General features: G+C 73.0%; 23 protein-coding genes and 2 tRNA genes. 10 read left to right on the forward strand and 15 right to left on the reverse strand.

Features of this window, described 5'->3' with window-relative positions:
- Positions 1-134: 134 nt before the first annotated feature.
- Entirely contained in the window at positions 135-764 is a 630-nt protein-coding gene (locus tag IE247_RS12030) for a LysE family translocator (protein ID WP_190123013.1), read from the reverse strand.
- A gap of 46 nt (positions 765-810) precedes the next feature.
- Positions 811-1,554 (reverse strand): metallophosphoesterase, encoded by a 744-nt coding sequence (locus tag IE247_RS12035; RefSeq protein WP_190123130.1) that lies wholly within the window; start codon positions 1,552-1,554, stop codon positions 811-813.
- 118 nt (positions 1,555-1,672) lie between these two features.
- On the opposite strand from IE247_RS12035, the gene IE247_RS12040 reads away from it, so the two are divergent.
- Entirely contained in the window at positions 1,673-2,269 is a 597-nt protein-coding gene (locus IE247_RS12040) for a CGNR zinc finger domain-containing protein (RefSeq protein WP_229869066.1), read from the forward strand.
- A gap of 24 nt (positions 2,270-2,293) precedes the next feature.
- Here IE247_RS12040 and IE247_RS12045 read toward each other — a convergent pair whose 3' ends face one another.
- Entirely contained in the window at positions 2,294-4,018 is a 1,725-nt protein-coding gene (locus tag IE247_RS12045; RefSeq protein WP_190123015.1) for a sensor histidine kinase, read from the reverse strand.
- Positions 4,019-4,241: 223 nt separating this feature from the next.
- Here IE247_RS12045 and IE247_RS12050 point away from each other — a divergent pair, with 223 nt between their 5' ends.
- Together IE247_RS12050 and IE247_RS12055 are read left to right on the forward strand one after the other, a co-directional pair.
- A complete protein-coding gene (locus IE247_RS12050) occupies positions 4,242-4,673 on the forward strand; it encodes a Crp/Fnr family transcriptional regulator (protein ID WP_190123016.1) in 432 nt (143 codons plus the stop codon).
- 102 nt (positions 4,674-4,775) lie between these two features.
- Positions 4,776-5,453 carry a response regulator gene (locus IE247_RS12055; protein WP_190123017.1) on the forward strand — a complete coding sequence of 226 codons (678 nt, stop codon included), beginning with the start codon at positions 4,776-4,778 and terminating at the stop codon, positions 5,451-5,453.
- Between the two features lie 51 nt (positions 5,454-5,504).
- Here the strand turns inward: IE247_RS12055 and IE247_RS12060 are convergent, their stop codons facing one another.
- The gene (locus IE247_RS12060; protein WP_190123018.1) at positions 5,505-6,050 is read right to left on the reverse strand and encodes an MOSC domain-containing protein; all 546 of its coding nucleotides are present in this window, start codon (positions 6,048-6,050) and stop codon (positions 5,505-5,507) included.
- A 243-nt stretch (positions 6,051-6,293) separates the two neighbouring features.
- Here IE247_RS12060 and IE247_RS12065 point away from each other — a divergent pair, with 243 nt between their 5' ends.
- On the forward strand, positions 6,294-7,040 hold the full coding sequence (locus IE247_RS12065; protein ID WP_190123019.1) for a nucleotidyltransferase domain-containing protein: 747 nt from the start codon (positions 6,294-6,296) through the stop codon (positions 7,038-7,040).
- A 27-nt stretch (positions 7,041-7,067) separates the two neighbouring features.
- Here the strand turns inward: IE247_RS12065 and IE247_RS12070 are convergent.
- From IE247_RS12070 to IE247_RS12095, 6 genes are all read right to left on the reverse strand, one after another.
- Positions 7,068-7,141: transfer RNA gene (locus IE247_RS12070), tRNA-OTHER, on the reverse strand.
- A 13-nt stretch (positions 7,142-7,154) separates the two neighbouring features.
- Positions 7,155-7,226, reverse strand: a tRNA-Arg gene (locus IE247_RS12075).
- A gap of 64 nt (positions 7,227-7,290) precedes the next feature.
- On the reverse strand, positions 7,291-8,646 hold the full coding sequence (locus tag IE247_RS12080) for a hypothetical protein (RefSeq protein ID WP_190123020.1): 1,356 nt from the start codon (positions 8,644-8,646) through the stop codon (positions 7,291-7,293).
- Positions 8,647-8,773: 127 nt separating this feature from the next.
- Positions 8,774-10,018, reverse strand: coding sequence for a cytochrome P450 (locus tag IE247_RS12085; RefSeq protein WP_190123021.1), 1,245 nt, complete (start codon positions 10,016-10,018; stop codon positions 8,774-8,776).
- On the reverse strand, positions 10,008-12,311 hold the full coding sequence (locus IE247_RS12090; RefSeq protein ID WP_190123022.1) for an NACHT domain-containing protein: 2,304 nt from the start codon (positions 12,309-12,311) through the stop codon (positions 10,008-10,010). Before IE247_RS12090 ends, IE247_RS12085 begins: the two co-directional genes overlap by 11 nt.
- Before the next feature lie 179 nt (positions 12,312-12,490).
- Complete coding sequence (locus IE247_RS12095; protein ID WP_190123023.1) at positions 12,491-12,979, reverse strand: hypothetical protein; 489 nt, start codon at positions 12,977-12,979, stop codon at positions 12,491-12,493.
- A 212-nt stretch (positions 12,980-13,191) separates the two neighbouring features.
- Between IE247_RS12095 and IE247_RS12100 the strand changes: the two genes are divergently transcribed.
- Positions 13,192-14,286: a hypothetical protein gene (locus IE247_RS12100; protein WP_190123024.1), complete on the forward strand. Its 1,095-nt coding sequence runs from the start codon at positions 13,192-13,194 to the stop codon at positions 14,284-14,286.
- 204 nt (positions 14,287-14,490) lie between these two features.
- Complete coding sequence (locus IE247_RS12105) at positions 14,491-15,915, forward strand: S41 family peptidase (protein WP_190123025.1); 1,425 nt, start codon at positions 14,491-14,493, stop codon at positions 15,913-15,915.
- On the opposite strand, the gene IE247_RS12110 is transcribed toward IE247_RS12105, so the two are convergent.
- Entirely contained in the window at positions 15,886-16,773 is an 888-nt protein-coding gene (locus IE247_RS12110) for a universal stress protein (RefSeq protein WP_190123026.1), read from the reverse strand. The two genes, IE247_RS12105 and IE247_RS12110, sit on opposite strands and share 30 nt — an antisense overlap.
- Before the next feature lie 216 nt (positions 16,774-16,989).
- Here IE247_RS12110 and IE247_RS12115 point away from each other — a divergent pair, with 216 nt between their 5' ends.
- The gene (locus IE247_RS12115) at positions 16,990-18,075 is read left to right on the forward strand and encodes a DNA polymerase III subunit beta family protein (protein ID WP_190123027.1); all 1,086 of its coding nucleotides are present in this window, start codon (positions 16,990-16,992) and stop codon (positions 18,073-18,075) included.
- Positions 18,072-18,716, forward strand: a complete 645-nt coding sequence (locus IE247_RS12120) for a hypothetical protein (RefSeq protein ID WP_190123028.1) — start codon at positions 18,072-18,074, stop codon at positions 18,714-18,716. Before IE247_RS12115 ends, IE247_RS12120 begins: the two co-directional genes overlap by 4 nt.
- 33 nt (positions 18,717-18,749) lie before the next feature.
- Here IE247_RS12120 and IE247_RS12125 read toward each other — a convergent pair whose 3' ends face one another.
- Both IE247_RS12125 and IE247_RS12130 read right to left on the reverse strand, forming a co-directional pair.
- Positions 18,750-19,424 (reverse strand): class I SAM-dependent methyltransferase, encoded by a 675-nt coding sequence (locus tag IE247_RS12125; protein ID WP_308433221.1) that lies wholly within the window; start codon positions 19,422-19,424, stop codon positions 18,750-18,752.
- A 77-nt stretch (positions 19,425-19,501) separates the two neighbouring features.
- Positions 19,502-20,092 (reverse strand): hypothetical protein, encoded by a 591-nt coding sequence (locus IE247_RS12130; protein ID WP_190123029.1) that lies wholly within the window; start codon positions 20,090-20,092, stop codon positions 19,502-19,504.
- 483 nt (positions 20,093-20,575) lie between these two features.
- Here IE247_RS12130 and IE247_RS12135 point away from each other — a divergent pair, with 483 nt between their 5' ends.
- The gene (locus IE247_RS12135; RefSeq protein WP_190123030.1) at positions 20,576-21,739 is read left to right on the forward strand and encodes an NAD(P)-dependent alcohol dehydrogenase; all 1,164 of its coding nucleotides are present in this window, start codon (positions 20,576-20,578) and stop codon (positions 21,737-21,739) included.
- An 18-nt stretch (positions 21,740-21,757) separates the two neighbouring features.
- Here IE247_RS12135 and msuE read toward each other — a convergent pair whose 3' ends face one another.
- Both msuE and IE247_RS12145 read right to left on the reverse strand, forming a co-directional pair.
- Positions 21,758-22,327: an FMN reductase gene (gene msuE, locus IE247_RS12140; RefSeq protein WP_190123031.1), complete on the reverse strand. Its 570-nt coding sequence runs from the start codon at positions 22,325-22,327 to the stop codon at positions 21,758-21,760.
- Positions 22,324-23,394, reverse strand: coding sequence for an LLM class flavin-dependent oxidoreductase (locus IE247_RS12145; RefSeq protein WP_190123032.1), 1,071 nt, complete (start codon positions 23,392-23,394; stop codon positions 22,324-22,326). Before IE247_RS12145 ends, msuE begins: the two co-directional genes overlap by 4 nt.
- 140 nt (positions 23,395-23,534) lie before the next feature.
- Between IE247_RS12145 and IE247_RS12150 the strand changes: the two genes are divergently transcribed.
- Positions 23,535-24,188 (forward strand): TetR/AcrR family transcriptional regulator, encoded by a 654-nt coding sequence (locus IE247_RS12150; protein ID WP_190123033.1) that lies wholly within the window; start codon positions 23,535-23,537, stop codon positions 24,186-24,188.
- The last annotated feature ends 67 nt before the right edge of the window (positions 24,189-24,255 follow it).

Genomic DNA, 24,255 nt, shown 5'->3' on the forward strand with positions numbered 1-24,255 from the left:
ACTCACTCCACCATGCCGAACCCGGCAGGCCACGGCAACGCCGGAAGCGGGGAGCCGGGCCGGACCCCGGACCGGGCCCGCCCGGGAAAGCCGCCCGCGTGGCGCGACACCTTCCGAGAGCCCGGCCGTGGACGTCACACGAGGGCGGTGCGGACCCCGAGGGCGAGGAGCACCACGGCGGTGACCCGGGCGATCGCGCGTTTGAAGCCGGGTTCGCGCACCAGGCGCGAGGCCCGGCGGACCAGGAGGGTCCAGAGCAGCAGCCAGAGGGCGATCAGCAGCACGTGCGCGGTGGCCAGGGTGAGGATCTGGCCACCGAGGCCAAGAGAGTGCTGACGCACGACGAACTGCGGGGCCAGGGTCAAGTAGACCGACGCGGCCTTCGGGTTGAGGACATTGGCGAACAGCGCCTGGACGTAGACGGAGTCCGAGCCCTTCGGCGTACTCCGGCGGGAGGGGGCGGGCGCCGCCCTCCGGGTGGCGGACCGCCAAGTCCACAGGCCCAGGCAGATCAGATAGGCGGCGCCGATGAGCTTGACGGCGGTGAAGGCCCGGGCGGAGTTCGTGACCAGGGCCGACAGACCGACGGCGGCGAGGGTCGCGTGGATGTACAGGCCCGTGGCGGTGCCGAGGACGACGGGCAGCGCCCGGCGGCGGCCCCCGTCGGTGACGTGCTGGATCAGCAGGGCGAGACTGGCCCCGGGGGTGACGGTCAGGGGAAGGACAGCCGCCAGGAACCCGGCGGCGGCGTAGAGGGTGACCACGGCGTCTTCTCCGGGGCTCGGGCAGTGGGCTCGGACTCGGGGCGGGTCAGGGCACGACGCGGTAGTGCGTGGTCAGCCGCCGGTCGTCGCCCAGGAGATGGAAGGCGAGGCCGGGCGGCTGGTCGCGGTCCGCCGGGTTCTCGCCCTCCCAGGGCATCCGCAGGGTCCAGGTGACGGCCGGTGCGACGATCAGCGGACGCCCGGCGAAGGTCGTGGCGGCGGCGGTGTGGGCATGGCCGGTGAGGACGGCGGCGACCCGTGGATGCGCTTCGAGCAGGGCCGCCAGTTCCTCGGGCCGCTGGAGCCGGCAGGAGTCGGGCAGCGGATGGTGGAGTTCCACGGGCGGCTGGTGAAAGGCGATCAGCGCCGGGGCGTCCCCGGGCAGTCCGGAGAGGGTGGCGTCCATCCAGGCGAGCGTCTCCGCGTCGAGGAGCCCCTCGTCGCGGCCCGGGATGGTGGAGTCGCACATCAGGATGGCGGTGCCGCCGATGTGGTGGACCGTGTTGACCGGGCCGTCACCGGCGGGCGCGCCCAGCAGCGCCTTGCGGTAGGCCGGGCGCGTGTCGTGGTTGCCGGGGCAGCTGAGCACCGGGAAGGGCACGTCGAGTATCCGGGCCGCCTCCTCGTACTCGGACTCCTCGCCGTGGTCGGCGATGTCCCCGGTGACCAGGAGTGCGTCGACCGGGCGGGGCAGGGCGCGCAGATGGTCCACGACCCGGACGGCACGCCGGGTCGACCTCTCGTCGCCGTCCAGATGCAGATCACTGATGTGCGCGAGCAGCAGCGTCATCGTTCCGTCCACCCCATTCTCTAATGGAAGTTCTCGGTTATCCATTAGGAACTGTAGGGTCTGTGGACGGAGTTGGCCAGACGGGCCGATGATTCGGCGAGTGGGAAGGGGGCGTTCTGTGGAGCACAGGCCGGTGCTGGAACTGGTGAGCACGATCCGCCACGACGGGGACGGCGGTGTCGCCGACGACCTGGCCACGGTCGGGGGGACGGCCCGCTGGGTCGGGCGGCGGGACCCGGCGGGAGAGGTCGCGGCGGACGAGGAGCTGCGGCTTCGGCTCGTCGAACTGCGGCGGGCGGTAAGGGCCCTGTTCGCCGAGGCGGTGCGTCCCGCTCCCCCCAGCCCGGCGGACGCCCATCGGCTGATGCCCCTCGACCGGGCGCTGGCGCATCTCAACGCGGAGGCGGCGCGGGAGCCCGTCGCCCCCCGGCTGGAGTGGCCGGACGGCCGGGCGCCCTCGGTGCGGACGCTGTCGGCGGAGCCGGATCCGGGCGTCCGGCTGGTCGCCGCCCTGGCGAGGGACGCCATCGACTTTCTGGGCGGGCCCGCGCGCGAGGGGCTGCGGGCCTGCACCGCGCCCCGCTGTGTGCGGTATTTCCTCAAGAGCCACGGGCGGCAGGAGTGGTGCAAGCCCGCCTGCGGGAACCGCGCCCGGGTCGCCCGTCACTACCGGCGGCGCGGCGGGGACGGGGAAGCGACGCCGAATACGCCTTGAGCCCTCGTACGGTCGGCGCGGACCCTACAGCGGGACCCGCCACACCAGGCGGGCGCCGCCGGTCTCACCCGGCGCCGTCGTCATCGTGCCGCCGAGGCGCTCCGCGCGCTCGGCCAGATTGCGCAGACCGCCGCGCCGACCGCCCCCGCTCGCGTTCCCGTCCCCGCTCGCACTCGGGTCGAGGCCCACGCCGTCGTCGGTGATCTCGGCGGTCAGCGTGCCGGTGCGTACCACGAGCGAGACCTCGGCCCTGGAGGCGCGGGCGTGCCGGGCCACATTGGTGAGGGCCTCCCCGAGGACCGCGAGAACCTCGTCGGCGACCGGGCGGGGCACATCGGTGTCGATCAGGCCCTCCATCCGCAGCCCGGGGGCGAATCCGAGAGTGCGGGCCGCCTGTTCGAGGGCGCGGACGGTACGCACCCGCAGGCCGGGCGAGGCCTGGGGGTTCTCCCGCTCGCGGAGCCCGAAGATGGTGGATCGGATGATCTTGATGGTGTCGTCCAGGTCGTCGATCGCCCGGACCAGCCGCTCGGTGGCCTGGGGGTGCTCGACGAAGCGGCGGGCGCTCTGGAGCGTCATCCCGGTCGCGAACAGCCGCTGAATGGCGAGGTCGTGAAGGTCGCGGGCGATCCGGTCGCGGTCCGCGAGCAGTGCCATCTGCTCGGAGTCCCGCCGCCGGTCCTCCAGTTCGAGCGCGAGCGCTGCCTGTCCCGCGAAGCCCGGCAGCGGTGCGGTCTCCGCCTCGGTGAACGCGGGCTCGCCCGCCCGGCGGGCGAGCACCAGTACGCCCCTGGCCCGTCCCGTACCGCCCACGGGGACGGCGACGGCGGGTCCGGAGCCGGGCCGGCGGGCCGGGCCGCCGGGCGTCTCCCCCTCCGGGGGGGGGGTCCGCGCGCCCCCCGCCCCCGCGGCGGGCCCCCGGCCCCCCCCGTCCCCCCGGCCCCGGGCCCTGGGGGGTCGCTCGCCTTTCTCCCCGAGCGCGAGCGCCTCGCGCAGCTCTCCGCCGGGCCCTGTGAGATAGACGACGCCCAGCCCGGAGGAGGTGATCCGGCGGGCCCGGTCGGTCATCATCTCCAGGACCTCGATCTCGGAGGATCCGGCGAGCAGCGCGCTGGTGAAGTCGGCGCTCGCGGTCAGCCAGCGCTCCCTGAGCCGGACCTTCTCGAAGAGCCGGGCGTTCTCGATGGCGATGCCGGCCGCGACCGCGAGGGTGGTGAGGACCGACTCGTCCTCGGCGTCGAACTCGCCGCCGCCGCGCTTCTCGGTCAGATAGAGATTGCCGAAGACCTCGTCCCGGACCCGGACGGGCACACCGAGGAAGGAGTGCATCGGCGGATGGTGGGCGGGGAAACCGGCGGACGAGGGGTGTTCGGACAGCTCCGCGAGCCTCAGTGTCTCGGGGTGCCGGATCAGCTCGCCGAGCAGTCCGTGGCCGGACGGCAGCTCGCCGATCCGCCGCCGGTCCTCCTCGCTGACACCGGCCGTCAGAAAGCTGGTGAGGTTCCGCTCCTCGCCGACGACGCCGAGCGCGCCGTACTCGGCGTCCACCAGGACGACCGCCGCCTCCACGATCCCGCGCAGCACCTGCGGCAGATCGAGTCCGCGTCCCACCGACAGCACGGCCTCCAGCAGGCCGTTGAGCCGGTCGCGGCTGCCGCGCACCTCTTCGACGCGCGAACGGAGTTCGCCGAGCAGTTCATCCAGCCCGAGGCGCGCGATGTCGCCCGCGCCGCCCTCGTCCGCACCCATGAGCCCTCCGAGACTCTCCACCCGACCCGGCCTGCCAGGAGCGCTTTCACCGTATCGCCCGTGCCCGCGACCCTCGCGGGCAGGGCCGTTCGGCCCTGTGGCCCGGTCCCGCCCGGCCCGCGCGGCGCGGGGGTCGCCCGCAGGATCCTCGAAAGCGTCAACCGGCCGCCGGAGGGCGGGTTCCCGGAGGCGGGATCGAGTACGGAGAGGGACGGTGGGCACCATGAGGACCACGATGAGCGCTCTGTCGACGGAGCATCGCGGCCGGCTGCTGGACATCGCGCGGGAGGTCCGCTTCGAGCAGGGGGCGAGGATTCTGGACGAGGGCGGTGTGCCGGACCGGTTCTGGATCGTACGGACCGGGCTCGTCACCCTCGATTTACGGGTCCCCGGCCGCCGAGCGGCGGTGGTCGATTCGCTCTCCCACGGGGAACTCGTGGGCTGGTCCTGGCTGTTCCCGCCCTCGGGGTGGCAGCTGGGCGCGGAGGCCATGACTCCGGTGCGGGCCCTGGAGTTCGACGCGGCCCGGGCCCGGCGGCTGTGCGAGGCGGACCCCTGGCTGGGCCGCGAGGTCGCGATGTGGGTCGGCTCGGTCCTCGCCCACCGGCTGCGCGCGGCGCGGACCCGGCTCCCGGCGATGTACGCCCCGCACTGAAACGGAGCCTTCCAGGACACACAGGGCCGAACGGCCCCTGTCGCCCACGCCGGTGACCAGGCACTCTCGTAACGTACAGTCAAGATCCAGGGAGCCACTCACGTGACCGCGACACCCGCCTTCTCTCCAGAGCGCCCCATCCGGGTCTTCCTCCTCGACGATCACGAGGTGGTACGGCGGGGTGTGCACGATCTGCTCGGCTCCGAGCCGGACATCGAGGTCGTCGGCGAGGCGAGCACGGGCGAACAGGCGCTGGTACGGGGTCCGGCGCTGCGCCCGGACGTGGCGGTGCTCGACATCCGGCTGCCGGACGGCGACGGGATCACGGTCTGCCGGGAGCTGCGGTCGCGGCTGCCGGGCACCGTCTGTCTGATGCTGACCTCGTTCGACGACGACGACGCCCTGCTCGACGCGATCATGGCGGGCGCGGCGGGGTACGTCCTCAAGCAGATCAAGGGCTCGGACCTGGTGACGGCGGTCCGTACCGTCGCGGCCGGGCAGTCGATGCTGGACCCGGCCACCACGGCCCGGCTGATGAACAGCCTCCGCGCGCCGGAGGAGCCGCCCGCCGGGGAGTCGCAGCTCGGCCATCTCTCCGCCCGGGAGCGGGAGATCCTGGCCCTCATCGGCGAGGGGCTGACCAACCGGCAGATCGGCGAGCGGCTCTATCTCGCCGAGAAGACCGTCAAGAACCACATCTCCCGGCTGCTGGCCAAGCTCGGCGTGGAGCGCCGGATCCAGGCGGCCGTCCTCGCCACGCAGTTCGGCCACCCGTCGTAGCGCGGCGGCCGATCCCGGGGACGGGCCCGCCGGTGACCGCGGGAGAAGGGTTCAGACCCGTTCCAGCGGGCGGTGGGGAAGGGGCGGGGCCTCGACCCGGACCGCATCACCGGGGCGGACGGTCCCGCCGTGGCGGACCACCGCCATGACACCGGACTTGAAGGTGAACCCGCCGGACACGGGGTCCATGGCGAAGACCTCCCCGAGGAGCCCCTTCCGGAAGTCGTTGATCTTCGCGCAGGGGTTGCGCAGCCCCGTCACCTCCAGCACCGCCCGCTCTCCGAGGTGGAGCAGGGCTCCGGTGGGCAGGCCCAGCAGATCCACCTCGCGTGTGGTGATGTTCTCGCCGAGCTGCCCGGCGGAGACCTCGAAGCCCTTGCGGGCGAGTTCGTCGAAGAGTTCCTCGTGCATCAGATGGACCTGGCGCAGATTGGGCAGGTCCGGCTCATAGGTCATGCGGAACTGATGGCGGATCGTCTTACCCGCGTGGACGTCCCCTTCCACCCCGAGTCCCGCGAGCAGCGTGATGGAATCCCGATTGGTCTTGCTGAACGTGTACGTCTCATCACGGCTCACAGCGGTTATCCGACCAGTCATCGCCTTCTCCTGCCTGTCGTCGTTCCCCCGGTCGATCCCGACGATACGGCGGCGCGGGGAAGCGTAGGGGCGTACGGAAAACCGGTTTCGCGACCAATCCCCGGGGCGGTACGTTGCCGATCATGAAGTAACGCATCACGCAGGCAACTCGGCCCCGCCGAACGCCGTCCGAGCCCTCGCTCCGGCGTTCGTCCGCCGTGCCCCGAGCGCGTCCGTACGTCACTTCACACGATCAGGATCCTTATGAACGACGCTGTTTTTGTCTCCCGTGTCGCCGAACGGCTCGCCGCGCTGCCCTCCGTGGAGGCGGTCGCCCTCGGCGGCTCGCGTGCACAGGGCACGCACACCCCGGAGAGCGACTGGGACTTCGCCGTCTACTACCGGGGCGGCTTCGACCCGGACGATCTGCGGGCCGTCGGCTGGAAGGGCGAGGTCTCCGAAGTGGGCGGCTGGGGTGGCGGGGTCTTCAACGGCGGGGCGTGGCTCACGGTCGAGGGGCGGCGGGTCGATGTGCACTACCGGGATCTCGACGAGGTCGAGCACGAGTGGGCCGAGGCGCGGGCCGGGCGGTTCCGCTGGGAGCCGCTGATGTTCCATCTGGCGGGCATCCCGAGCTATCTGGTGGTCGCCGAACTCGCCCTCAACCAGGTGGTGCACGGCGCTCTGCCCCGGCCCTCCTATCCCGGGGCGCTGCGCGCGGCGGCCCCGGGTGTGTGGCGCGAGCGGGCGGAGCTGACGCTCGGCCACGCGCGGGACGCCCATGCTCCGCACGGTCGGACGGCCGAGGTAGCGGGGGCGCTGGCGACGGCCGCGATGCTGACGGCGCACGCGGTGCTGGCGGCGCGCGGGGAGTGGGTCACCAATGAGAAGCGGCTGCTGGAGCGGGCGGGGCTGCGGGGGATCGACGCGATCGTGACCGGGCTGCGGCCGGGGGCGAAGGCTCTGGCGGAGGCGATCGGGGAGGCGGAGAAGCTGTTCCGGGCCGGGTGACCGGGCCCCGGAGGGGGAGGCGTGCCATGGACACCGGAGCAGGATTCGAACCTGCGTCCACCCGGGTACAGCCGGGCGCTCCACCGCAGAGCTTCCCGGTGTCCATGAGCCGTACGACGGGGGCAGGGCTCGAACCTGCGTCCAACCGGTCCGCAGCCGGCCGCTCCACCGCTGAGCTTCCCCGTCACGGGCAATCCTGCCCGCCGGGCCCGGAGGGCGTCAAAACAATTGACCGGTCGCGGATCGCGGATCAGGGGTTCGGGGACTTCCCGCCGCGCCCGGAGAAGAATCCGGCGGAGCACAGCAGGGTCGCGAGCATCGGATTGGCCACGGTCACCCCGTGGACCAGCTCGGGGGTCGGCCGGAACGGGACCGGGCGCACGGATCCGCGGGCGCGGGTCCAGCCGTCGCGCTCCGGGTCGACGCCGTGGCGGCGGCAGACCTCGGCGACGAGGGACTCGGGGCACTCCTCGCGGCCGTGCAGCACCTCCCAGGGCAGCGGGAGTTCGGCCCACACCGCGGTGTCCACGTGCAGTCCGCCGCCGGTGGAGCGGTGCCAGGCCGCCACGTCCGCCGCGACGAGCATCAGCACCTTGCCGGGGCAGATCCGCTCGACGACGTCCTCGGCCCCCATCGCCCGCAACAGGGAGAGCCAGTGGCCGCGCGCCTGATTCCAGGCCCGGGCCGCCTGGTTCCAGGTGGTGGAGTCGTCGCCATGCCGGACGATCATGCTCGTACGCTCCAGCGGCCCGCGCCGCCAGACGGCTTCGAGCTGTTCGGCGACGTCGAGCAGGATCCGGTGCCAGCGGCCGAGCAGCAGCCCGCGCTGTTCGTCGGTGAGCTGCTTCAGCACCTGCTCGGTGGGGTGGACATGGGCGATCGCGAACCATCCGGCCGTCCGCGGATCCAGCCGGTCGAACAGGGCGGCGGCGACCTTGTCGTACGGCTGCTGCTGGCCGAAGACGGTGAACTCGCTGCGGAGATTGGCCCGTGCGGTGAGGTAGGCGACGAACGCCGCCGTGCCGTGGTCGGCCGCGAACTCCTCGTACGACAGCCGGGTCGCCAGCCCGCTCTTGCCGACCATCGTGATCTCGCGCTTGCGCTGCTCGGCGATGATCCGGGCGAGTTTGGCCTCCATCCGGCGCAGCAGCCGGAACCGCTTGTTGTACTGCCGCTTGGACATCTCGCCGAGTCCGGCCTCGGCGCGCTGTTCCCGGTTGAGCCGGTCGGCGTGGAAGTCGCTGTGCCCGTACTCCTTGCGTATCTCCTCGCCGGCGGTCCTGATCACGGCCTCGATCCGCTCCGGGTCGTCGCCGCAGGACTCCGGGAGGGCCGGGACGGCGCGGAACAGCCCGGCGGAGGTGGCGAGCTGGCGCTGTGCGCCGACCGGCCGGGCGAAGTCCTCCATCATCGAGGTGTATCCGTGCCACAGATTCCGCAGCGAGGTGCGGGTGGCCCTGTCGAGGGCCTTGCCCGTCGGCCGGTCGAGCGCGCCGGGGGTCGCTTCGAAGAGGTCGCGGATCAGCTGGGCCACGTCCTCGGGGCGCTTGCGCAGACCGAGCGAGGCATGCAGCTCCCGCAGGAGCTGCTCGGTGTTCGGGGACATGCGGGCAATCTTGACATCCGGGACCGGTCGGCTCCAGCGGATATGGTCCGCCGCCGCCCGGCCCCGGGGGCTTCGAGGGGTGTACGGCGGGGCAGGGCGGGGCTTCGAGGGCACGGCGGGGCGGGGCTCAGCCGCCGTCCCCCGTGTTCACCTCCAGCACGCAGTGGCGCAGTTCGTAACTGCCGATGGCCTCGATGAAGCCGACCGTCGGCGGGCTCGCCATCCGCACCCCGGGCAGGGCGAACAGCCGGCTGAGGAAGACATCCGTCTCCAGGAGCGCGATGTGCAGCCCCGGGCACTTGTGCGGACCGTCGCCGAAGGCCAGCCCCGGCACCCCGGCGCCCTTCATGGCGCGCCCGGGACGCAGACAGCCCGGCCGCGCCCCGACGGTCCGCTCGTCGGCGTTGGCCCGGTCGAGCAGGATGTCGATCCGGTCGCCGGCCGGGACGGTGAGTCTCCCGCCGTCGGCGCCGGGCAGCTCCAGGGGTTCGGTGGTACGGCGGCTGAGACGGCCCACCACCGGTTCGAGCCGCAGGATCTCCCCGAGCACCGCGAGTCTGCCGGGCTCGTCCGCCGCCCGGTAGTGCGCCAGCAGACCGGCGTCGGAGAACAGATGCCAGGCCGCCGCGCCGATGAACTCCCGGGTGGTGACCATGCCCGCCGCCGCGAAGGTGAGGCACTCCCCGAGGATCTCCGTGTTCGAACAGCCGTCGTCGATGAGGTGGGAGATCAGATCGTCCCGCCGGACGCGGCGGCGGGCCCGCACGGCGGGGCGCACATCGCCCAGGTACACCCGCAGCCAGTTGGTGTTCTGCCGCAGCGTCCAGTGGAGACCGTGCCAGCTCGTCAGTCCCGGTGTGCCGAACCGCTCCGGGAAGAAGCGCTCCAGCCGTTCCTTGATGCCGGGTCTGCCGTCCGTCAGACCGATGACCGCGCAGGCCACCTCGATCGCGAGATCGAAGCTGAGGTCGGACAGCCGCGCCCGGCCGTCGGCCCGGAGCCGGTCGATCCGCGCCTGTGCGACACGGACCATGATCTCGCGGTAGTGCTCGTCGACGCGGCGCGGGGTGAAGAACCGCGCGGTCTGACGGCGGTGTTCGCGATGCTCGGGACCGTCCCGGTAGAGCACCGGCCGCCGAACGCCCTTCGGCAGCTTCTCCACCATCTCGATCCCGAGCCCCGCCTGCACGGTCGCCGTACTGCGCAGCACGGTCCGCGCCTCCTCGTACCCGCGTATCTCCCACACCCCGTCGTCGCCCCGCACGACGGGACACTCCCCCGCCGTCCCGTCCCGCTCGATCCTGCGGAACCCGAACCCCTCGTCCGCCCCCGCCCCGGCCCCGGCCCCGAATTCACCCGGCTCACCGCCCATGTGCGGCACCTCCCTCTCCCGGGTGGTTCCTTCCCGCCGCGACGGCGCGGGAAGCGGGTGACGGCGGGGGCAGGGGGACCCGGGCCAGATGATGCTGGAGCCGGGCGTGGCGGAACTGGTAGAAGGCTCCGTTGCGGCGCAGTACGCCCCGTTGGCGGGCGTCCTTCAGGAAGGCGCTCACGGCCCATGGCAGCCGGCCGGTCAGCGGCAGCCAGCCGCGCGCCAGGATCACCCAGCGGCCCCAGGCGGTCAGCGCGAGCGCGGCCCCGAGCGCGCCCCCGAATCCGGCCAGGGCCCCGTTCCGCAGCCCCAGGGCGGGGGTCCACACCATGGGGCTGCCCCAGAGGTACTGGGGCAGCAGACCCGCCATGATCCAGCTCCCGAGCAGGATGAGAAGCCCGAACACCGCTCCGAGCACCAGCGCCTGACGGAGCACCGTCGCGCGGTTGGTCCTCAGCAGACCGGTGGGGCTGGTGGCCTCCTCCGTGTCGATGGGCTCCTCGAACCAGGCCGTGGAGCCGAGGACGAGCGCGGCCGCGATGCCGACCACCAGGCCCCAGAATCCCGCGTTCAGCACCCTCTCCAGTATCCAGAACGGCTCCTGGCGGGCGACCGCGTCCACCGCTCCGGAGAACAGATGGCTGGTGGCCGGAGCCGTCATCCCCGCCCCGAAGCCCGCCATGAACCGGGGCAGGGCCCTCGGGCGGACCCGCCCGGTCCGCCGGCCGCGGAGGCTCAGCCGTACGCGGGACGGCTGGAAGATGCCGCCGGTGAACCTGGTCGCGGCCCCGTGCGCGAGGCCGAGGGGCAGCCCGGTCACGGCCCCATTGACCAGCCCGCTCACCAGGATGGCCAGGAGTCCGTACCCGCCCACCCCGTTGACCAGGCAGGACAGCAGTCCGTACACCAGCGCGGTGGCGGTCCCGACCAGCACCATGCGCGAGGCGAGGGACATGGTGGTGCCGAGCTGCCACCAGGCCAGATCCTGGGTACGGAGCTCGTCGAGATGCCGGGCGAGGAAACTCAGCCAGCGGTGGGCCTCCTCGCCGCTCCATCTCCGGGGGTCCTCGGGAAGATCCCGGGAGTACACGGCCGGGACGAGGCGTCGCAGCAGGTGTTCCTCCACCGCCGTCCGGTCGGCGAAGCGGCGGACCCCTCCCTGTTCGGCGAGGAGTTCCGCGGGATCGGCCGCGGTGTCCGCGTAGGCGGTACGGGCGAGCCATGCCATCAGCGGGGTGGACAGCGCCTGGGCCACCGGTCCGCCGGGGGCGCTCTCCATCTCGGCGAACAGGGGATCCCAGCCGGCGGTTCGGGCGGGGATCGTGCTCACCCGCAGATAGGCCCGCAGCTCGGCCGGGTCCAGCGGGCACAGCTCGACCACCGCGGCGGCCTTGAGCACCGCGCCCTCCACTGTCCGCTGGTACTCGTCGGCCCGGCAGGTCAGCACCAGCGGCTCGCCCCGCCCCAACTGCCGGCCCAGGGCCGCCAACGCCTCCAGCCGCACCTGCGGGGGCATCTCGTCCAGCCCGTCCAGCACCGGCAGCACCCGTCCGGAGGCGATCAGCTCCCGGCCGAGGGTCGCTCCCGAACCCGACCGGGTGCGCAGCGCGGGGTCGTCCTCGGCCAGCCGGCGGGCCATCCAGGAGTACAGGGTCTCCCGGGCCGGGTGCCAGGACCCCAGCGAGAGGAGAACGGGCACCCGGTCCCCCTCCTGGCGGTGGTCGAGGAGGTGCAGCACCAGATTCAGGGCGAGGACGGTCTTGCCCGCTCCCGGTGCGCCGAGGATCACGAGCCGCTGTGAGGCCACCCGGTGGAAGACGGCCGCGATGCCGTCGTCGTCCGTCCGGCCGTCCCCGTGCAGCCGTCCGGACAGATCCACCGGTTCGCCCCGGTCGGGGGCGCCGTTGATCGCCTCCCAGTGGTCCATCACCGGCCGTGCGGTGTTCTCCCATCGCAGCGGGAGCGGCCAGGGCGCCTGGAGCTGGAGGGCCGTCTCCTCCCTGCGCCACTGCTCGGCCACCGCGGTGGCCAGTGTCTCGGCCAGCTCCGCCACCGGCCGCGGTCCGTTCGGCTGTCCGGCCATGGAGCCCAGTACGACGAGGGCCGTGGCCGCCATCAAGAGGAGGACCGCGAGGGTGGTGCGCTGTTCCATCCAGGCGATGAACGGCGGCGGGCGCTCCTCCATCCACTCGCTGAGAGGGCCGAAGTAGATCGGCAGCCACATGCCCAGCACCGCCGTCGCGATGAGCAGTCGGCGTCGCCCCCGTGGACGGCCGGGACGGTTTCTACGCACCCGCTGCTCCGGCCCGTCCGCCGGAGCCGTCCGCCTCACGCACAGTCAACCGCGCCCCCGTCTCTCCGCTCCGGGCGATGGCGCCCGGCCCGCCGACTCCCCATCGGCTTTCTCATTCTGTCCGGCCGCCGGTACCGGAAGGACGGGAATGCCTGATTCGTTATACGGAGGCCGGACTGTCAGGGTTTCGCGGGGTCTCCGTCCCCCATGGCGACCCACCAGATTCCGTCGTCGCGGGTCAGCTCGACGACCTGCCGACCGCCTCCGCCGAAGCGGAGTTCCACCTGGGCCAGGTGAGGGACGACAGGCTCCCGCACGACGGCCCGCACGGGGTGTTCGGCGGCCTCCCCGTATTTTTTGATCCAGTCGCGGGCCTGCGCCTCGCGACCCGTGAACCAGGGCGCGCCGACTTCGGCCAGCTGATCGCCGTCACCGGTGAGCAGTCGCTGAACGTAGACCCTGACCAACTCGCCGACGTCCTCGGCGGTTTCCCGGGTGTCGGGGTAGCGGGAGTCCTCGGCGCGGACCTCGACCCGTACCGCCGGACTGTCCCGGAGGCCGTAGGGCGTGGTGTCCCTCGCGACCCACCAGAGGCCACCGGCGGTGCCGATGCCCGCGAAGGCGACCGCGACGGCGGCCCGGCGGCGGGCGGGAGTAGTCAGTAACATGCCGGCTTCACTCTCACGATCATTTCTTGGGGGCCTTTGCCGCACGGGGAGATGCGCTCGCCGGACAACTGGTTCGGACGACCGGCATCACGGATCGGTGTCATCGCCGACCTGGTGTCGTTCGGCGCGGGTCCCCGGAGGGCGCCATGAGACGATATGTCTGATGATCTTGAGAGAGGCGCCGTGACCGTGGGCGGCGTGAGGAGTCGGGTGTGAGTGCGGGTGGGGGGCCGGGCGGTTCGTCCGTGTCCGACGAGGAGTGGGAGCGATTCCTGCGGGAATCGGTGGACGGCGCTCCGGGCGCGCCCGAGGAGCCGTCGGCGCGGGCCAGGCTGGTGACACGGCGGCTGCGGGAGAACCCCGGGAAGCCGGAGGCGTGGCGTGCGTACACTCCGGCCCGGCCGAGGCGGAGGCTGAGGCTGAGGACGGCGTCGTACGCGGCCGGGCTGGTGTGCGCGATCGCCCTGCTCGTGGTGGCTCTGGCACCGGGGCGGGTGGCGGGCTGGTTCGGCGGTGACGGAGCCGGGGCCGGAGCCGGGGAGCCCCCGGCCGCGGAGGCGGAGGCGGCTCCGCGGCCTTCGGTCGAGGAGCCGTTCAGGGGGTCACCGGCGGCGCGCTGGGCGAGCGGCACGGCCGGGATCACGGTGCCCGCGGCCCGGGCCACCGGATGGATGAGCGCGGCACAGGTCGAGCGGGCCCTCGGCCGGAGCCTGGACTTCCTCGCCGCGTCCAGCCTGGATCCGGCGGTACTGCGCGGCGAGCGCCCCGAGCGGGCGATCGCCCTGATCAACCCGCGTCAGCAGGACGTCAAAAGCTATCTGTCGACCGCGTTCCGGGCCCCGGACGAGAAGAACGACCCGCTCCTGCTCTTCAGCCGGTTCGACGACACCCGCGTCCGCCTCGTCGGCGACGAGGTCAGAACCCGCGGCCGCATCACCTATCGGGAGGGCGAGCGCGGCGCCCTCCGGGTGACCGCCGACGTCACCTATGTGTACCCGGTCGGACCGGCCGCGGGCGGCGACGAGGTCACCCGTACGATCGTGCGGCGCGAAACGGTGCTGAGCTGGGACGACCCCGCCAAAGTGCGCACCGGTCCCGGGACTTTCTCCCTCGTCTCGTACTCGGCCGACATGACCAACGGCGGCTGCGGCCCCACCACCGGCTACCTCACCCCGCGGTTCGGCGCCGACCGACCGGCCGAGGCCGGGGCAGGTCCCGAGGTCGACCCGTACGACCGCGGTACGCCCATGGCCGAGCGGATGCGTGAGTCCGACGGCGGGGAGTGCGGGATCGCCACACGGTCCTGAGCGTGCGGCGAACGCGATCCCGATCCCGACTCCGGCGGGCGCCATGCCGTGCACCGCTCCGGTCGGCGACATGCCTCCCGAGTACTGCCGGTAGCGGGGGCCGGCCCCACACCCGATCGACCGGACAGCCGGATGGCCGGGAGAGCGCCGTGTCGGCGACGGTGAGGGCTGTCCCGGTAAATCGCCCACAGTAAAGGTGAGATCGTGCGCATTCTCACGGCCGCCGCCGTCGCACTGGCCCTCGTCGGCGGAGCCGCGCCGACCGTGACCGCGGCCGCCCCGCACCCGACCGCCGACGGAATCTGGCGCATGGACGGCTACGGCACAGTGCTGTCAATCCGGAACGGAACACTCCAGGAGTACCAGACCACCGCCGTCGGCTGTCTTGAGGGCGACTCCGCGCAGCGGACCGGTCCCGGCGCCTACACCACGCCCGACGGCACGGTCCTCACGGTGCGGACCCGAGGGGATCGCGACCGCGGGTCCGTGCGGGCGGACGGCTCCGTCGGCGACCGGAACCTGCGCCGGATACCGGAGTTGCCTGACGTCTGCACCCGTCCGGCCCCCAAGGGGCCACTCGCCGCCTTCGACGTCTTCTGGCAGTCCTTCGAGGAGAACTACCCCTTCTTCTCCGCCAAGGGCATCGACTGGCACGCCGTCCGCGACCGATACCGGCCCACCGTGCACACGAGGACGACCAGGGACGAGCTGTACGCCGTCTTCAGCGAGATGGTCAAGCCGCTCCACGACTCCCATGTCGCCGTTCAGGACGGCGACCGCGTCTTCGCACAGGGCCGCCCCGGCACCGTCCTGCCCACCCCGGAGTTGGACGCCAAGGTCAAGACGTTCATCGTGACGCACAGTCTCAAGAACGCGCGGAACCTCCAGGACTTCGCCAACGGACGCATCACCTACGCCGACCTGCCCGGCGGGCAGGGCTACTTGCGGATCTCCGGCTTCGGCGGATACGCGGGCGCGGGCGCCCCCTACGCCGCCCAGCTGGCCGAGCTCGACAGGGCGCTGGACACGATCCTCAGCCATGAGCGCACCCGGCGTCTGAAGGGCCTCGTCATCGACCAGCGGGTCAATGGCGGCGGCTCCGACGCCCTGGGCATCCGCATCGCCGGACGTCTCACCGACACCCCCTACCTCGCCTACTCCAAACGAGCCCGCAACAACCCCACCGACCCCACCCGGCACACCCGGCCCCAGCCCGTATATGTCACACCCGCCCAAGGTCCCCGTTACACCGGGCCGGTCGCCATGCTGACCAGCGGCTCGACCGTCAGCGCGGGAGAGACCTTCACCCAGGCCCTCATGGACCGGCCCGGCGGAACGGTCCGGATCGGGCAGCCCACACAGGGCGTCTTCTCGGACGTCATGATGCGGAGGCTCCCCAACGGCATGTCCGCCTGGCTGCCGAACGAGGAATTCCTGACCCGGTCGGGCAGGACCTTCGACGGCACGGGCATTCCACCGCACCTCACTGAGCCGGTCTTCACCGAGGAAGAGTTCGACAAGAAGCGGGACTCGGCCTTCTCCAGGGCTCTCGACGTCCTGCGGACGCCCCGGCGTGTGGACCCCGAGCGCCCGGGTCCGTCACTGGTGGGGGATCACCGCGACGGGTGAGGCCGCGTGGTGGAGGGCGGCGTGGGCGACGGATCCGATGCGGCCGCCGAAGGGGGTGGCCCGGCGGATGCGGCGGCCGACGATCAGGAGGGAGGCTTGGCCGGAGGCGTCGACGAGTTGGTCGACGGCTTTGCCGGGGAGGGCCTGTTCGACGACCTCGACCGAGGGGTGGCGCCGCCGCCAGGGGTCCAGGACGGTGCTGAGGGTGCGGGACTCGATGTCGCCGAGCTGGGCGTTCAGCTCGGGGTCCGGGGGCAGTCCGTAGGCGAAGTAGGGCGGGAGGTTCCAGCTGTGGACGACATGGAGAGGGGATCCGGCGCGTACGGCGGCCTCGAAGGCGAAGTCGATCAGGGCCTCGTCGGGGGCGTTGGCGTCGAGACCGAGCACGACGGGGCCCTCGGCCCGCTCGGCGGCCGGCTCCTCCTCGCCCTGGGGTGCGCGGACCAGGACCACCGGCCGCTCGGCGCGGGCCACGACCGCCTGGCCCACGGATCCGAGGAGGAAGCCGCCGAGGCCGCCGAGCCCCCGGGAGCCCAGGACCAGCAGCTCGGACTCCTCGGCCGCCTCGGTGAGGATCTCGGCGGGACGGCCCGCGACCTGCTCCCAGGTGACATCGAGTTCGGGGTGGCGGCGCAGCAGCAGCTCGGCCGTCTCCCGGGGGATCCGCTCGGTCACGGACGCCTCGGGCCACGGCTGGGTCTCGCCGCCGATGAAGGGCGCCTGGAGCAGGGGGGTCGTCTCGCGCACATGGATCAGTCTCAGCGGCAGCCCGCGCAGCTTCGCCTCGTGGGCCGCCCATACGGCGGCGGCCAGGCTCTCTCGGGAGCCGTCGAGACCGGCGGTGACGGTGCGGGACATGGTGCACACCTCCTGGAACGATGGGATCCGTCGCTCGATCCCCTCTTCTTCCAGCATGCGGGCACCGCCGCACCGCTGCGAGGGCCACAGGTCCCCGTACGGCGGACGCGGGTCCCGGGCCAGGGACCGGACGGCCCGTCCGAAGGGCCCCGGAGAGGCTGCGGGCGGGCGGCGGAGCTTGACCTTCAAGTCGGCTGAAGGCCCAGAATCGCGGGCATGGACGGCACCACCGAACGACTGACCATCAGCGCCTTCGCCCGACGCGTCGGCCTCGCGCCGAGCGCGCTGCGCTTCTACGACGACTGCCGGGTCCTCCCGCCGGTGTCCGTGGACGAGACGACCGGCTACCGCTACTACAGCCCGGACCAGGAGGAACGCGCCGTGCTGCTGCGCGGGCTGCGCGGCGCCGGGCTGCCGCTGGCCGAGGTCTCCCTCGTCCTGGACGGTGATCCGGCGCGGGCCCGTGCCGTGCTGGAGCACCACCGGGAACGGGAGCGGGAGCGGACCCGGGCGGCCGATGCCACGATCGCTTCGGTGCTGCGCGCGCTGGGCGGGGCCGGGGAGCGGACCTGGGCGACGCTCGGCGGCGCGGAGCTGGCGAGCGCGGCCCGTCAGGTCGCGCCGGCGGCGGGGCGGGATCCGGAGCGTCCCGTCCTCGGATGCGTACTGGTCGAGATCGACGACGGCGAGGTGCGGTTCGCCGCCACCGACCGCTACCGGCTGTCCCTGCGCACGCTGCGGCCCTCGGCGGTACGGGGACCCTCGCGGCGGCTGCTGCTGACGGCCGCCGACCTCGTGGCGCTGGGGGTCTGGGCGGCCCGGGCCGCCGATGTGACCCTGGAGGCGGGCCCGGACGGGATCGTCGCCCACGGCGGCGGCCGAAGTCGCGAACTCGAACCCGCGGAGGGCGGGTTCCCCGCGTACCGCGAGATGCTGGCGGCGCTGGCCCCGCCCGCGCACCGGCTGATCGTGGACCGGGCCGCGCTCCTCGGCGCCGTCGAGGGCAGCGGCGATGCCCGTGCCGTCGTGCTGCGGCCGGGGCCCGACCGGCTGTCCGTGGGGCTGCCGGACGGATCCCGTACGACCGTGCTGCCCGCCGTGCGCCAGGACGGGGGAGCCCCCCGGGTCGCCTTCGACCCCGCCGTGCTGGGGCCCGCCCTGGAGGCGGGCGTCGGCCCCGACGCTCTGCTGGAGATCGCCGCCCCCGATCGGCCCGTCGTGGTGCGCTCCGCCGACCAGGGCGATTTCACCGCCCTGGTCATGCCCGTCGCGCTCGACACCCCCGGAAGGACTCGCTCGTGAACCCGGAGAACCCCGTCGTCCGGCTGTGCGCGCGAGGCATGCGGGCGGAGGCGGAGGGCCGCGCCGACGAGGCCGCCGGACTGTTCCTGCGGGCCTGGGAGGCGGCCGAGGACGACTACGAGGCCTGTGTCGCCGCGCACTATCTCGCCCGGCACCAACCCACGGCGGAGGAGACCCTGCGCTGGAACCAGGAGTGCCTGGACCGGGCCGACCGGGTGGGCGACGAACGGGTCCGGCCGTTCTACCCCTCGCTGCACGGCACGATGGGCAGGGCCTGGCTCGATCTGGGCGACGCGGTGCGCGCCCGGGCGCACTTCGAGGCGGCGGCGGCCCGGCTGGACGATCTGCCGCCGGGGCAGTACGCGGAGTGGCTGCGGCTGTGCGTCGCCCGGGGGCTGCGCGCCACCGCCTGGGAGACGGCGGCGGACGAGCCGCTGAGGGCGCTGCTGGAGCGGCTGTGCGCCCGGGCCGATCTCGATTCGCTGGGGCTGCTGCTCCCGGCGTATCTGGGTGGTCTGGGCCGGCCGGAGGACGCGGAACGGCTGACCGCCGCGCTGCGCATGCTCCACTCGGAGCGCCGGCTTCCGGAGGCCGAGCAGTCCGCGCTGGGCGAGGCGATCGCCCAGCGGGAGGCCGGCTGAGCCCCGCGAGCGGGACGGGCCCGTGCCCGGAGGTCACTCTCCGGGCGCGGTCTCCGGGGCTTCCGGGGTCTCCGGGGTCTCCGCGGCCTTCTCGAAGACGAGCCGGCTCCAGCGCACCCCGCTCCGGCCCAGCCGGTCGTCGCCGCCGGACCGGTGTATCCGCCGCAGCCCGTGCTGGGCGGCGAGCGCCTCCGTCTCGTCGGCCGAGACGTCGAACATCCGCCGGTCGCGCGGCGGTTCCCCGTGCCGGAGGGTCATGAGCAGCCGGCCGCCGCCGGTCAGCAGCCCGGCGACGCGCTCCATGGCGAACGGCCGCTCGTCCTCGTCGAGATGCATCCACACCGCGGAGAGCAGCAGCAGCTCGAACGGCCCCTCGACCCGGCTCAGTCCGGGCAGCGCGTCGGCCACCCACTCCACCGGCTGCTGATGCAGCCGGGCCGCGACCGCCCTCATCTCGCGCACGGGCTCCACCGCCGTCACCCGGTATCCCCGCCGGGCGAGCGCCGCCGCGTCCCTCCCGGTCCCCGCGCCGATGTCCGCCGCCCTGGCGGGCGCGCCCGGCAGGAACGACAGCATCCCTTCGTACAGCCCGTCAAAGGTGAGCGCCTCATACCGGTCCGCCAGCGCCTGCGCGTACTGCTCGTAGTACCACTGCACGCCGGGCTGCGCCTCTGTGTACGTCCCGCCCGTCTCCCCCATGCTGTTCATACCCCCAACCCTACGAGCCCCCACCGACACCGGCCAGGCCCGGCCCCCCGGGGGGCCGGTCACGGCGGCGGCGGAATTCACGACGTCGCGCCGGAGCGCCCTCCGGGCCAGACCGTGATGTCGAACGTGACGAACTTGCCATCGTTACGCGTCTGCGGGGCCTCCCGGACGGTCACGAGAGCCACATGCTCGTTCCTCTGCACACAGATGCGGGTCCCGCCGGTCAGTGCGGAGTTTCTGATGACATCGGTGTACCTCGTGTCGGCCCGGCATTCCTCCAGCGTGCCTTTCTGTCCCGGGTCGAGTTTGACCATCTGCCCCCTGGACCGGAGCCCGACACCGCTGTTGTAGGAGAGGTCGCTGTTTCCCCCCTCGCGCAGTTGGATCGGGTTGTCCGAGAGCAGCAGGTAGTAGCCGGTGGGCATCCTGATGTCCGTCTTGGTGACTGGGGCGGCGCCCCCCGCCGACGATCCGTCCGAGCCGGAAGAGGCGGTTCCGGCAGAGCCGGTGGGAGATGAGGCGGGAGGCTCGGCCTCGATCGTCCGGGTCACCGTGACCGTGGGCTGGGCCGTCGGCGCGAGAGCCCGGGCGGTCGGCGAGTTGACGACCACCGGAAGCCCGAAGAACCCGAACAGCAGACCGGCCACGCCGGTGAGTGCGGAGAGCACGGCCGCCCACTCTCCGATACGCCGGGCCGGAGGCTGCCCGTGGGCAGCCGGCGGCGGACTGCCCGGCGGCGGCGAGGCAGGAGGTGACCCGGGGCCGCCGGCACTTGATCCGCTCATCCACGTTCTCCTTCGGTAGAGTTACACCATTCGATGACACAACTTGGCTGCACAATGGCCCAGTTGAACTCTATTGAGACAGTCGCCCTCCCGGCACGGTTTCACTCACCCCGGCCGAGGGAGATCACCCCGCGACACGGAGCAACACGGTCCGGGCGAAAGCCTCCGCCTCGGGCCGACGACACCCCGGGCTCGTGGACGGCCGAGCGGCGCGCACACGGAGGCACTCCCCCGGTCGGGTGATTCGCCCCTCGTCCGGGAGGCCGCCGGGATGCGGTGCCGGACGGCGGGAGGGACCGTGGTCACCAAAGGCCGCCCGCCGCCCCGCCCGGGGCGGCGTCCGACGGGGAGATGGGGAGATGGAACATGGCGACAGCACAGGCCGCGCCCGCGCCGCACGCACCGGGGGGCCCCGGCCCGGCGGCCGTCCCCGTCAGGGCCGCGGTGGTACGGGGGAAGGGGGAGCCCTTCGCACTGGAGGATCTCGAACTCGACGCGCGGATGCGGCCCGACGAGGTGCTGGTCAGGGTGGTCGCCACGGGCGTGTGCCAGACCGATCTGCACGCGCGCGACCAGCGGCCTCCCGTCCCGCTGCCCGCGGTCCTGGGGCACGAGGGCGCGGGGTTCGTGGAGCGGGTGGGCGACGCGGTCACCGCGGTCGCGGCGGGTGACCGGGTGGTGATGTCGTACCAGGCGTGCGGCCACTGCCGGTCCTGTCTGAGCGGGGCTCCCGCCTACTGTGTGCGGGCCTTCCCGCTCAACTTCGGCGGCTCCCGGCCGGACCGTACCAACGCGCTCAGCCGCGCGGGCGGCGAGCCGGTCCACGGCCACTTCTTCGGGCAGTCCTCGTTCTCGACCCATGCCCTCGCCACCGAGCGCAATGTGGTGAAGGTGGGCGACGAGGTGCCGCTGGAGCTGCTCGGCCCGCTCGGCTGCGGTCTCCAGACCGGCGCGGGCGCGGTGCTGAACTCGCTGAAGGTGCCCGCCGGGGCGTCCCTGGTCGTCCTCGGCTCCGGGGCGGTCGGACTGGCCGCCGTGATGGCGGCGCGGATCGCGGGCGCGGGGAAGATCGTGGCGGTGGACATCGTCCCGGGGCGGCTCGATCTCGCGCGGGAGCTGGGGGCCACCCACACGGTCCACGCCGGGGAGGAGGACACCGCCGCCCGGATCGCGGAGATCACCGGCGGCGGCGCGGACTTCGTCCTGGAGATCACGGCCCGCCCCGAGATGCTCACGCTCGCCGTCGACGCGCTCGCCCCGCTGGGCACGGCCGCCCTGATCGGCGGAGCGCCCCCCGGCACGCACGCGCCCGTCAATATGAGCGCGCTGCTGGGCGGGCGCTCCGTGCGCGGCATCGCGCAGGGCGACTCGGTGCCCCGGCTGTTCATCCCCCGGCTCATCGACCTCCACCGGGCCGGGCGGTTCCCCTTCGACCGGCTGATCTCCTTCTACGGCTTCGAGGAGATCAACCGGGCCGTCGCCGACGCCCGGAGCGGGGCCGTGGTCAAACCCGTGCTGCGCATCGGCTGAGGTGAGGAAGGCGCGCGGTCAGGGAACGGGCACGCCCGCCCTGACCGCGCTCAGCGCCCTGGCGACCGGCAGGACGTCGTCCACGGCCATCTCGATCCGCTCGTACACCTCCGGGTTGAGGATGGTGGTGCCGTCGAAGTCCCCCGAGCCGAGATACACCCCGGCGGGCGCGGTCCATGCCTGGAGGAAGGCGAACAGCGGCCGCATCGCGTGCTCGATCACCAGGGCGTGCCGGTCGCTGCCCCCGGTGGCGGCGAGCAGCACCGGTTTGGCGGCGAGGCCGTACTGGTCGACGAGGTCGAAGAAATGTTTGAACAGTCCGGTGTAGGAGCCCCGGAAGACCGGGGTGGCCGCGATGACGAGATCGGCCGTCTCCACCGCGCGCAGCGCGTCCTCGACCCCGGCGTCGAGCCCCTCGCGCTCGGCGACGCCGGTGAAGGCGGGGCCGAGGGTGTGGAGTTCGATGAGCCGTGCTTCGACCTCGGTCCGCGCGGCCAGGGTCTGGAGCATCAGCTCCGCGAGCGCGGTGGTTCTGGACGGGCTCCGTACGCTGCCGACCACCGCGACCACGCGCAGCGGCCCGGTCATGACGTCGCCTCCGCGCCGGAGGTGCTCAGGGCGGCGATCTCCTTGCGTACGACGGGGGCGACCTCGGAGCCCAGCAGCTCGATCGCCTTGAGCGCCTCCTTCTGGGGCAGGGTGCCGAAGCCGAGCTGGATCATCATGCGGTCGTGGCGGAAGAGCCGGTACTGGGCGAGAATCTTGTCGATGACCTCCTGGGCGCTGCCCAGGAAGAAGGCTCCCCCGGGGGTGGCCTGGGCCTCGTACGCGCGCCGGGGCATGGGCACGCCCTTGCCGCGCTGGTGGTGGTTGGCCATCCAGCCGGCCTGGAAGTAGGGGTGCGAGACCTCGATGGCCTCCTGGTGGCCGGCGGCGACGAAGCCCGGCGAGTTGATCGAGACCTTCAGTGCCGCCGGGTCGTGTCCGGCCTCGGCCCCGGCCTGCCGGTAGAGGTCGACGAAGGGCGCGAACTGGCGGTAGCCGCCGCCGATGATCGCCAGCGAGAGCGGCAGCCCGAGCCGGCCCGCCCGTACGACGGAGGCGGGGGTGCCGCCCACCGCCACCCATACCGGAAGCTCGCGCTCCGGCCTCGGGGTGATGTCGGCGTCGTGCAGCGAGGGCCGCAGCGAGCCCTGCCAGGTGATCGGGTTCTGCTCGCGCAGCCGCAGCAGGAGGTCGAGCTTCTCGGCGAAGAGCTGGGCGTAGTCGTCGAGGTCGTGGCCGAAGACCGGGAAGGACTCGATGTACGAGCCGCGCCCGGCGATGATCTCCGCCCGGCCGCCGGAGAGCAGATCGACGGTGGCGAACTGCTGGAAGACCCGGACGGGGTCGTCCGAGCCGAGCACGGTGACGGCGCTGGAGAGCTTGATCCTGCGGGTGTTCTCGGCCATCGCGGCCAGGACGACAGCGGGGCTGGAGACGGCGAAGTCGGTACGGTGGTGCTCGCCCACGGCGAAGACGTCGAGCCCCGCCTCGTCCGCCGCCCTCGCCTGCTCCACCAGCTCTCTCAGCCGGGGCCCGGGCGCGGGCGTGATCCCGGTCGTGGGGTCCGGAGTCAGCTCACCGAAGTGGTAGATACCGAGTTCAAAGGCCATGAGAAAGCCCCGTCCAAGAGATTTCGATGGTTGCGCAACGAACAACTTGGTGGGTCTCCGGACTATTCCCCCGAAGCGGTGCACCCGGGCCGCGGTGGGTGATTTGACGGACCGGTGAGCGCCTCGCCGACAATGGCGCCATGCCGACTCGCCCCGCCCGCCCTCGCCGCACCACCCCGCTGACCTCGGATTCGGTGGTCGCCACCGCGCTCCGGGTGGCGCGGGACGAGGGGCTCGCGGCGGTGAGCATGCGCAGGCTCGCCGAGGAGTCCGGGGTGTCGGCGATGGCGCTGTACCGGCATGTGACCGACCGCGAGGATCTGCTGATCCGGATGCTGGACGCGGTGGCCGGGTCCATCCCCGCTCCCCCGGCGGAGGGGACCCCCCGGGAGCGGCTGACGGCGATCATGCACGGGATGTACGAGGCGTTCCGCCGCGACCCCTGGGTGGTGCAGGTGCTGGTGACCGAGGGGCTGGCGAGCACCCGGGTGCTGCCGGTGCTGGAGGCCGTGTTCGCGGCGTTCGCGGACGCCGGGCTCGAACCGGCGCGGGGCCGTGACGCGTACGCGCTGCTCTTCAGCTTCCTCTTCGGCGAGACGCTGGTCGCGCACCACGACCGGGCGGACACCCAGGCGCGCCGGATGATGCTGGGCGTCGACCCGGAGCGCTTCCCCCGGCTGCGGGAGGCGATCGCGGCCGGGTACCGGGCCGGGGACCTCGCCGGACCGCGCGACCGGGAGCGTTTCGCGGCCAATCTGGATCGCGTGCTGGACGGCGTGCTCGGCCCCCGCTGACCCCGCCCGCGCCACCCCTCCCCCTTCCGCGCCGTCTTGACAGGACACCTCTACTTAGTACAGCCTC

The organism is Streptomyces inusitatus (assembly GCF_014651115.1).
Lineage (GTDB): Bacteria > Actinomycetota > Actinomycetes > Streptomycetales > Streptomycetaceae > Streptomyces > Streptomyces amakusaensis.

Bases quoted from the DNA above. Each gene is read 5' to 3' on its own strand.
- msuE (WP_190123031.1), bottom strand. From the start codon at position 22,327: ATGACCGGGCCGCTGCGCGTGGTCGCGGTGGTCGGCAGCGTACGGAGC.
- IE247_RS12065 (WP_190123019.1), top strand. From the start codon at position 6,294: ATGAACGACGCTGTTTTTGTCTCCCGTGTCGCCGAACGGCTCGCCGCG.
- IE247_RS12145 (WP_190123032.1), bottom strand. From the start codon at position 23,394: ATGGCCTTTGAACTCGGTATCTACCACTTCGGTGAGCTGACTCCGGAC.
- IE247_RS12060 (WP_190123018.1), bottom strand. From the start codon at position 6,050: ATGACTGGTCGGATAACCGCTGTGAGCCGTGATGAGACGTACACGTTC.
- IE247_RS12095 (WP_190123023.1), bottom strand. From the start codon at position 12,979: ATGTTACTGACTACTCCCGCCCGCCGCCGGGCCGCCGTCGCGGTCGCC.
- IE247_RS12125 (WP_308433221.1), bottom strand. From the start codon at position 19,424: ATGAACAGCATGGGGGAGACGGGCGGGACGTACACAGAGGCGCAGCCC.
- IE247_RS12135 (WP_190123030.1), top strand. From the start codon at position 20,576: ATGGCGACAGCACAGGCCGCGCCCGCGCCGCACGCACCGGGGGGCCCC.
- IE247_RS12080 (WP_190123020.1), bottom strand. From the start codon at position 8,646: ATGTCCCCGAACACCGAGCAGCTCCTGCGGGAGCTGCATGCCTCGCTC.
- IE247_RS12085 (WP_190123021.1), bottom strand. From the start codon at position 10,018: ATGGGCGGTGAGCCGGGTGAATTCGGGGCCGGGGCCGGGGCGGGGGCG.
- IE247_RS12045 (WP_190123015.1), bottom strand. From the start codon at position 4,018: ATGGGTGCGGACGAGGGCGGCGCGGGCGACATCGCGCGCCTCGGGCTG.
- IE247_RS12050 (WP_190123016.1), top strand. From the start codon at position 4,242: ATGAGGACCACGATGAGCGCTCTGTCGACGGAGCATCGCGGCCGGCTG.
- IE247_RS12115 (WP_190123027.1), top strand. From the start codon at position 16,990: ATGGACGGCACCACCGAACGACTGACCATCAGCGCCTTCGCCCGACGC.
- IE247_RS12035 (WP_190123130.1), bottom strand. From the start codon at position 1,554: ATGACGCTGCTGCTCGCGCACATCAGTGATCTGCATCTGGACGGCGAC.
- IE247_RS12150 (WP_190123033.1), top strand. From the start codon at position 23,535: ATGCCGACTCGCCCCGCCCGCCCTCGCCGCACCACCCCGCTGACCTCG.
- IE247_RS12110 (WP_190123026.1), bottom strand. From the start codon at position 16,773: ATGTCCCGCACCGTCACCGCCGGTCTCGACGGCTCCCGAGAGAGCCTG.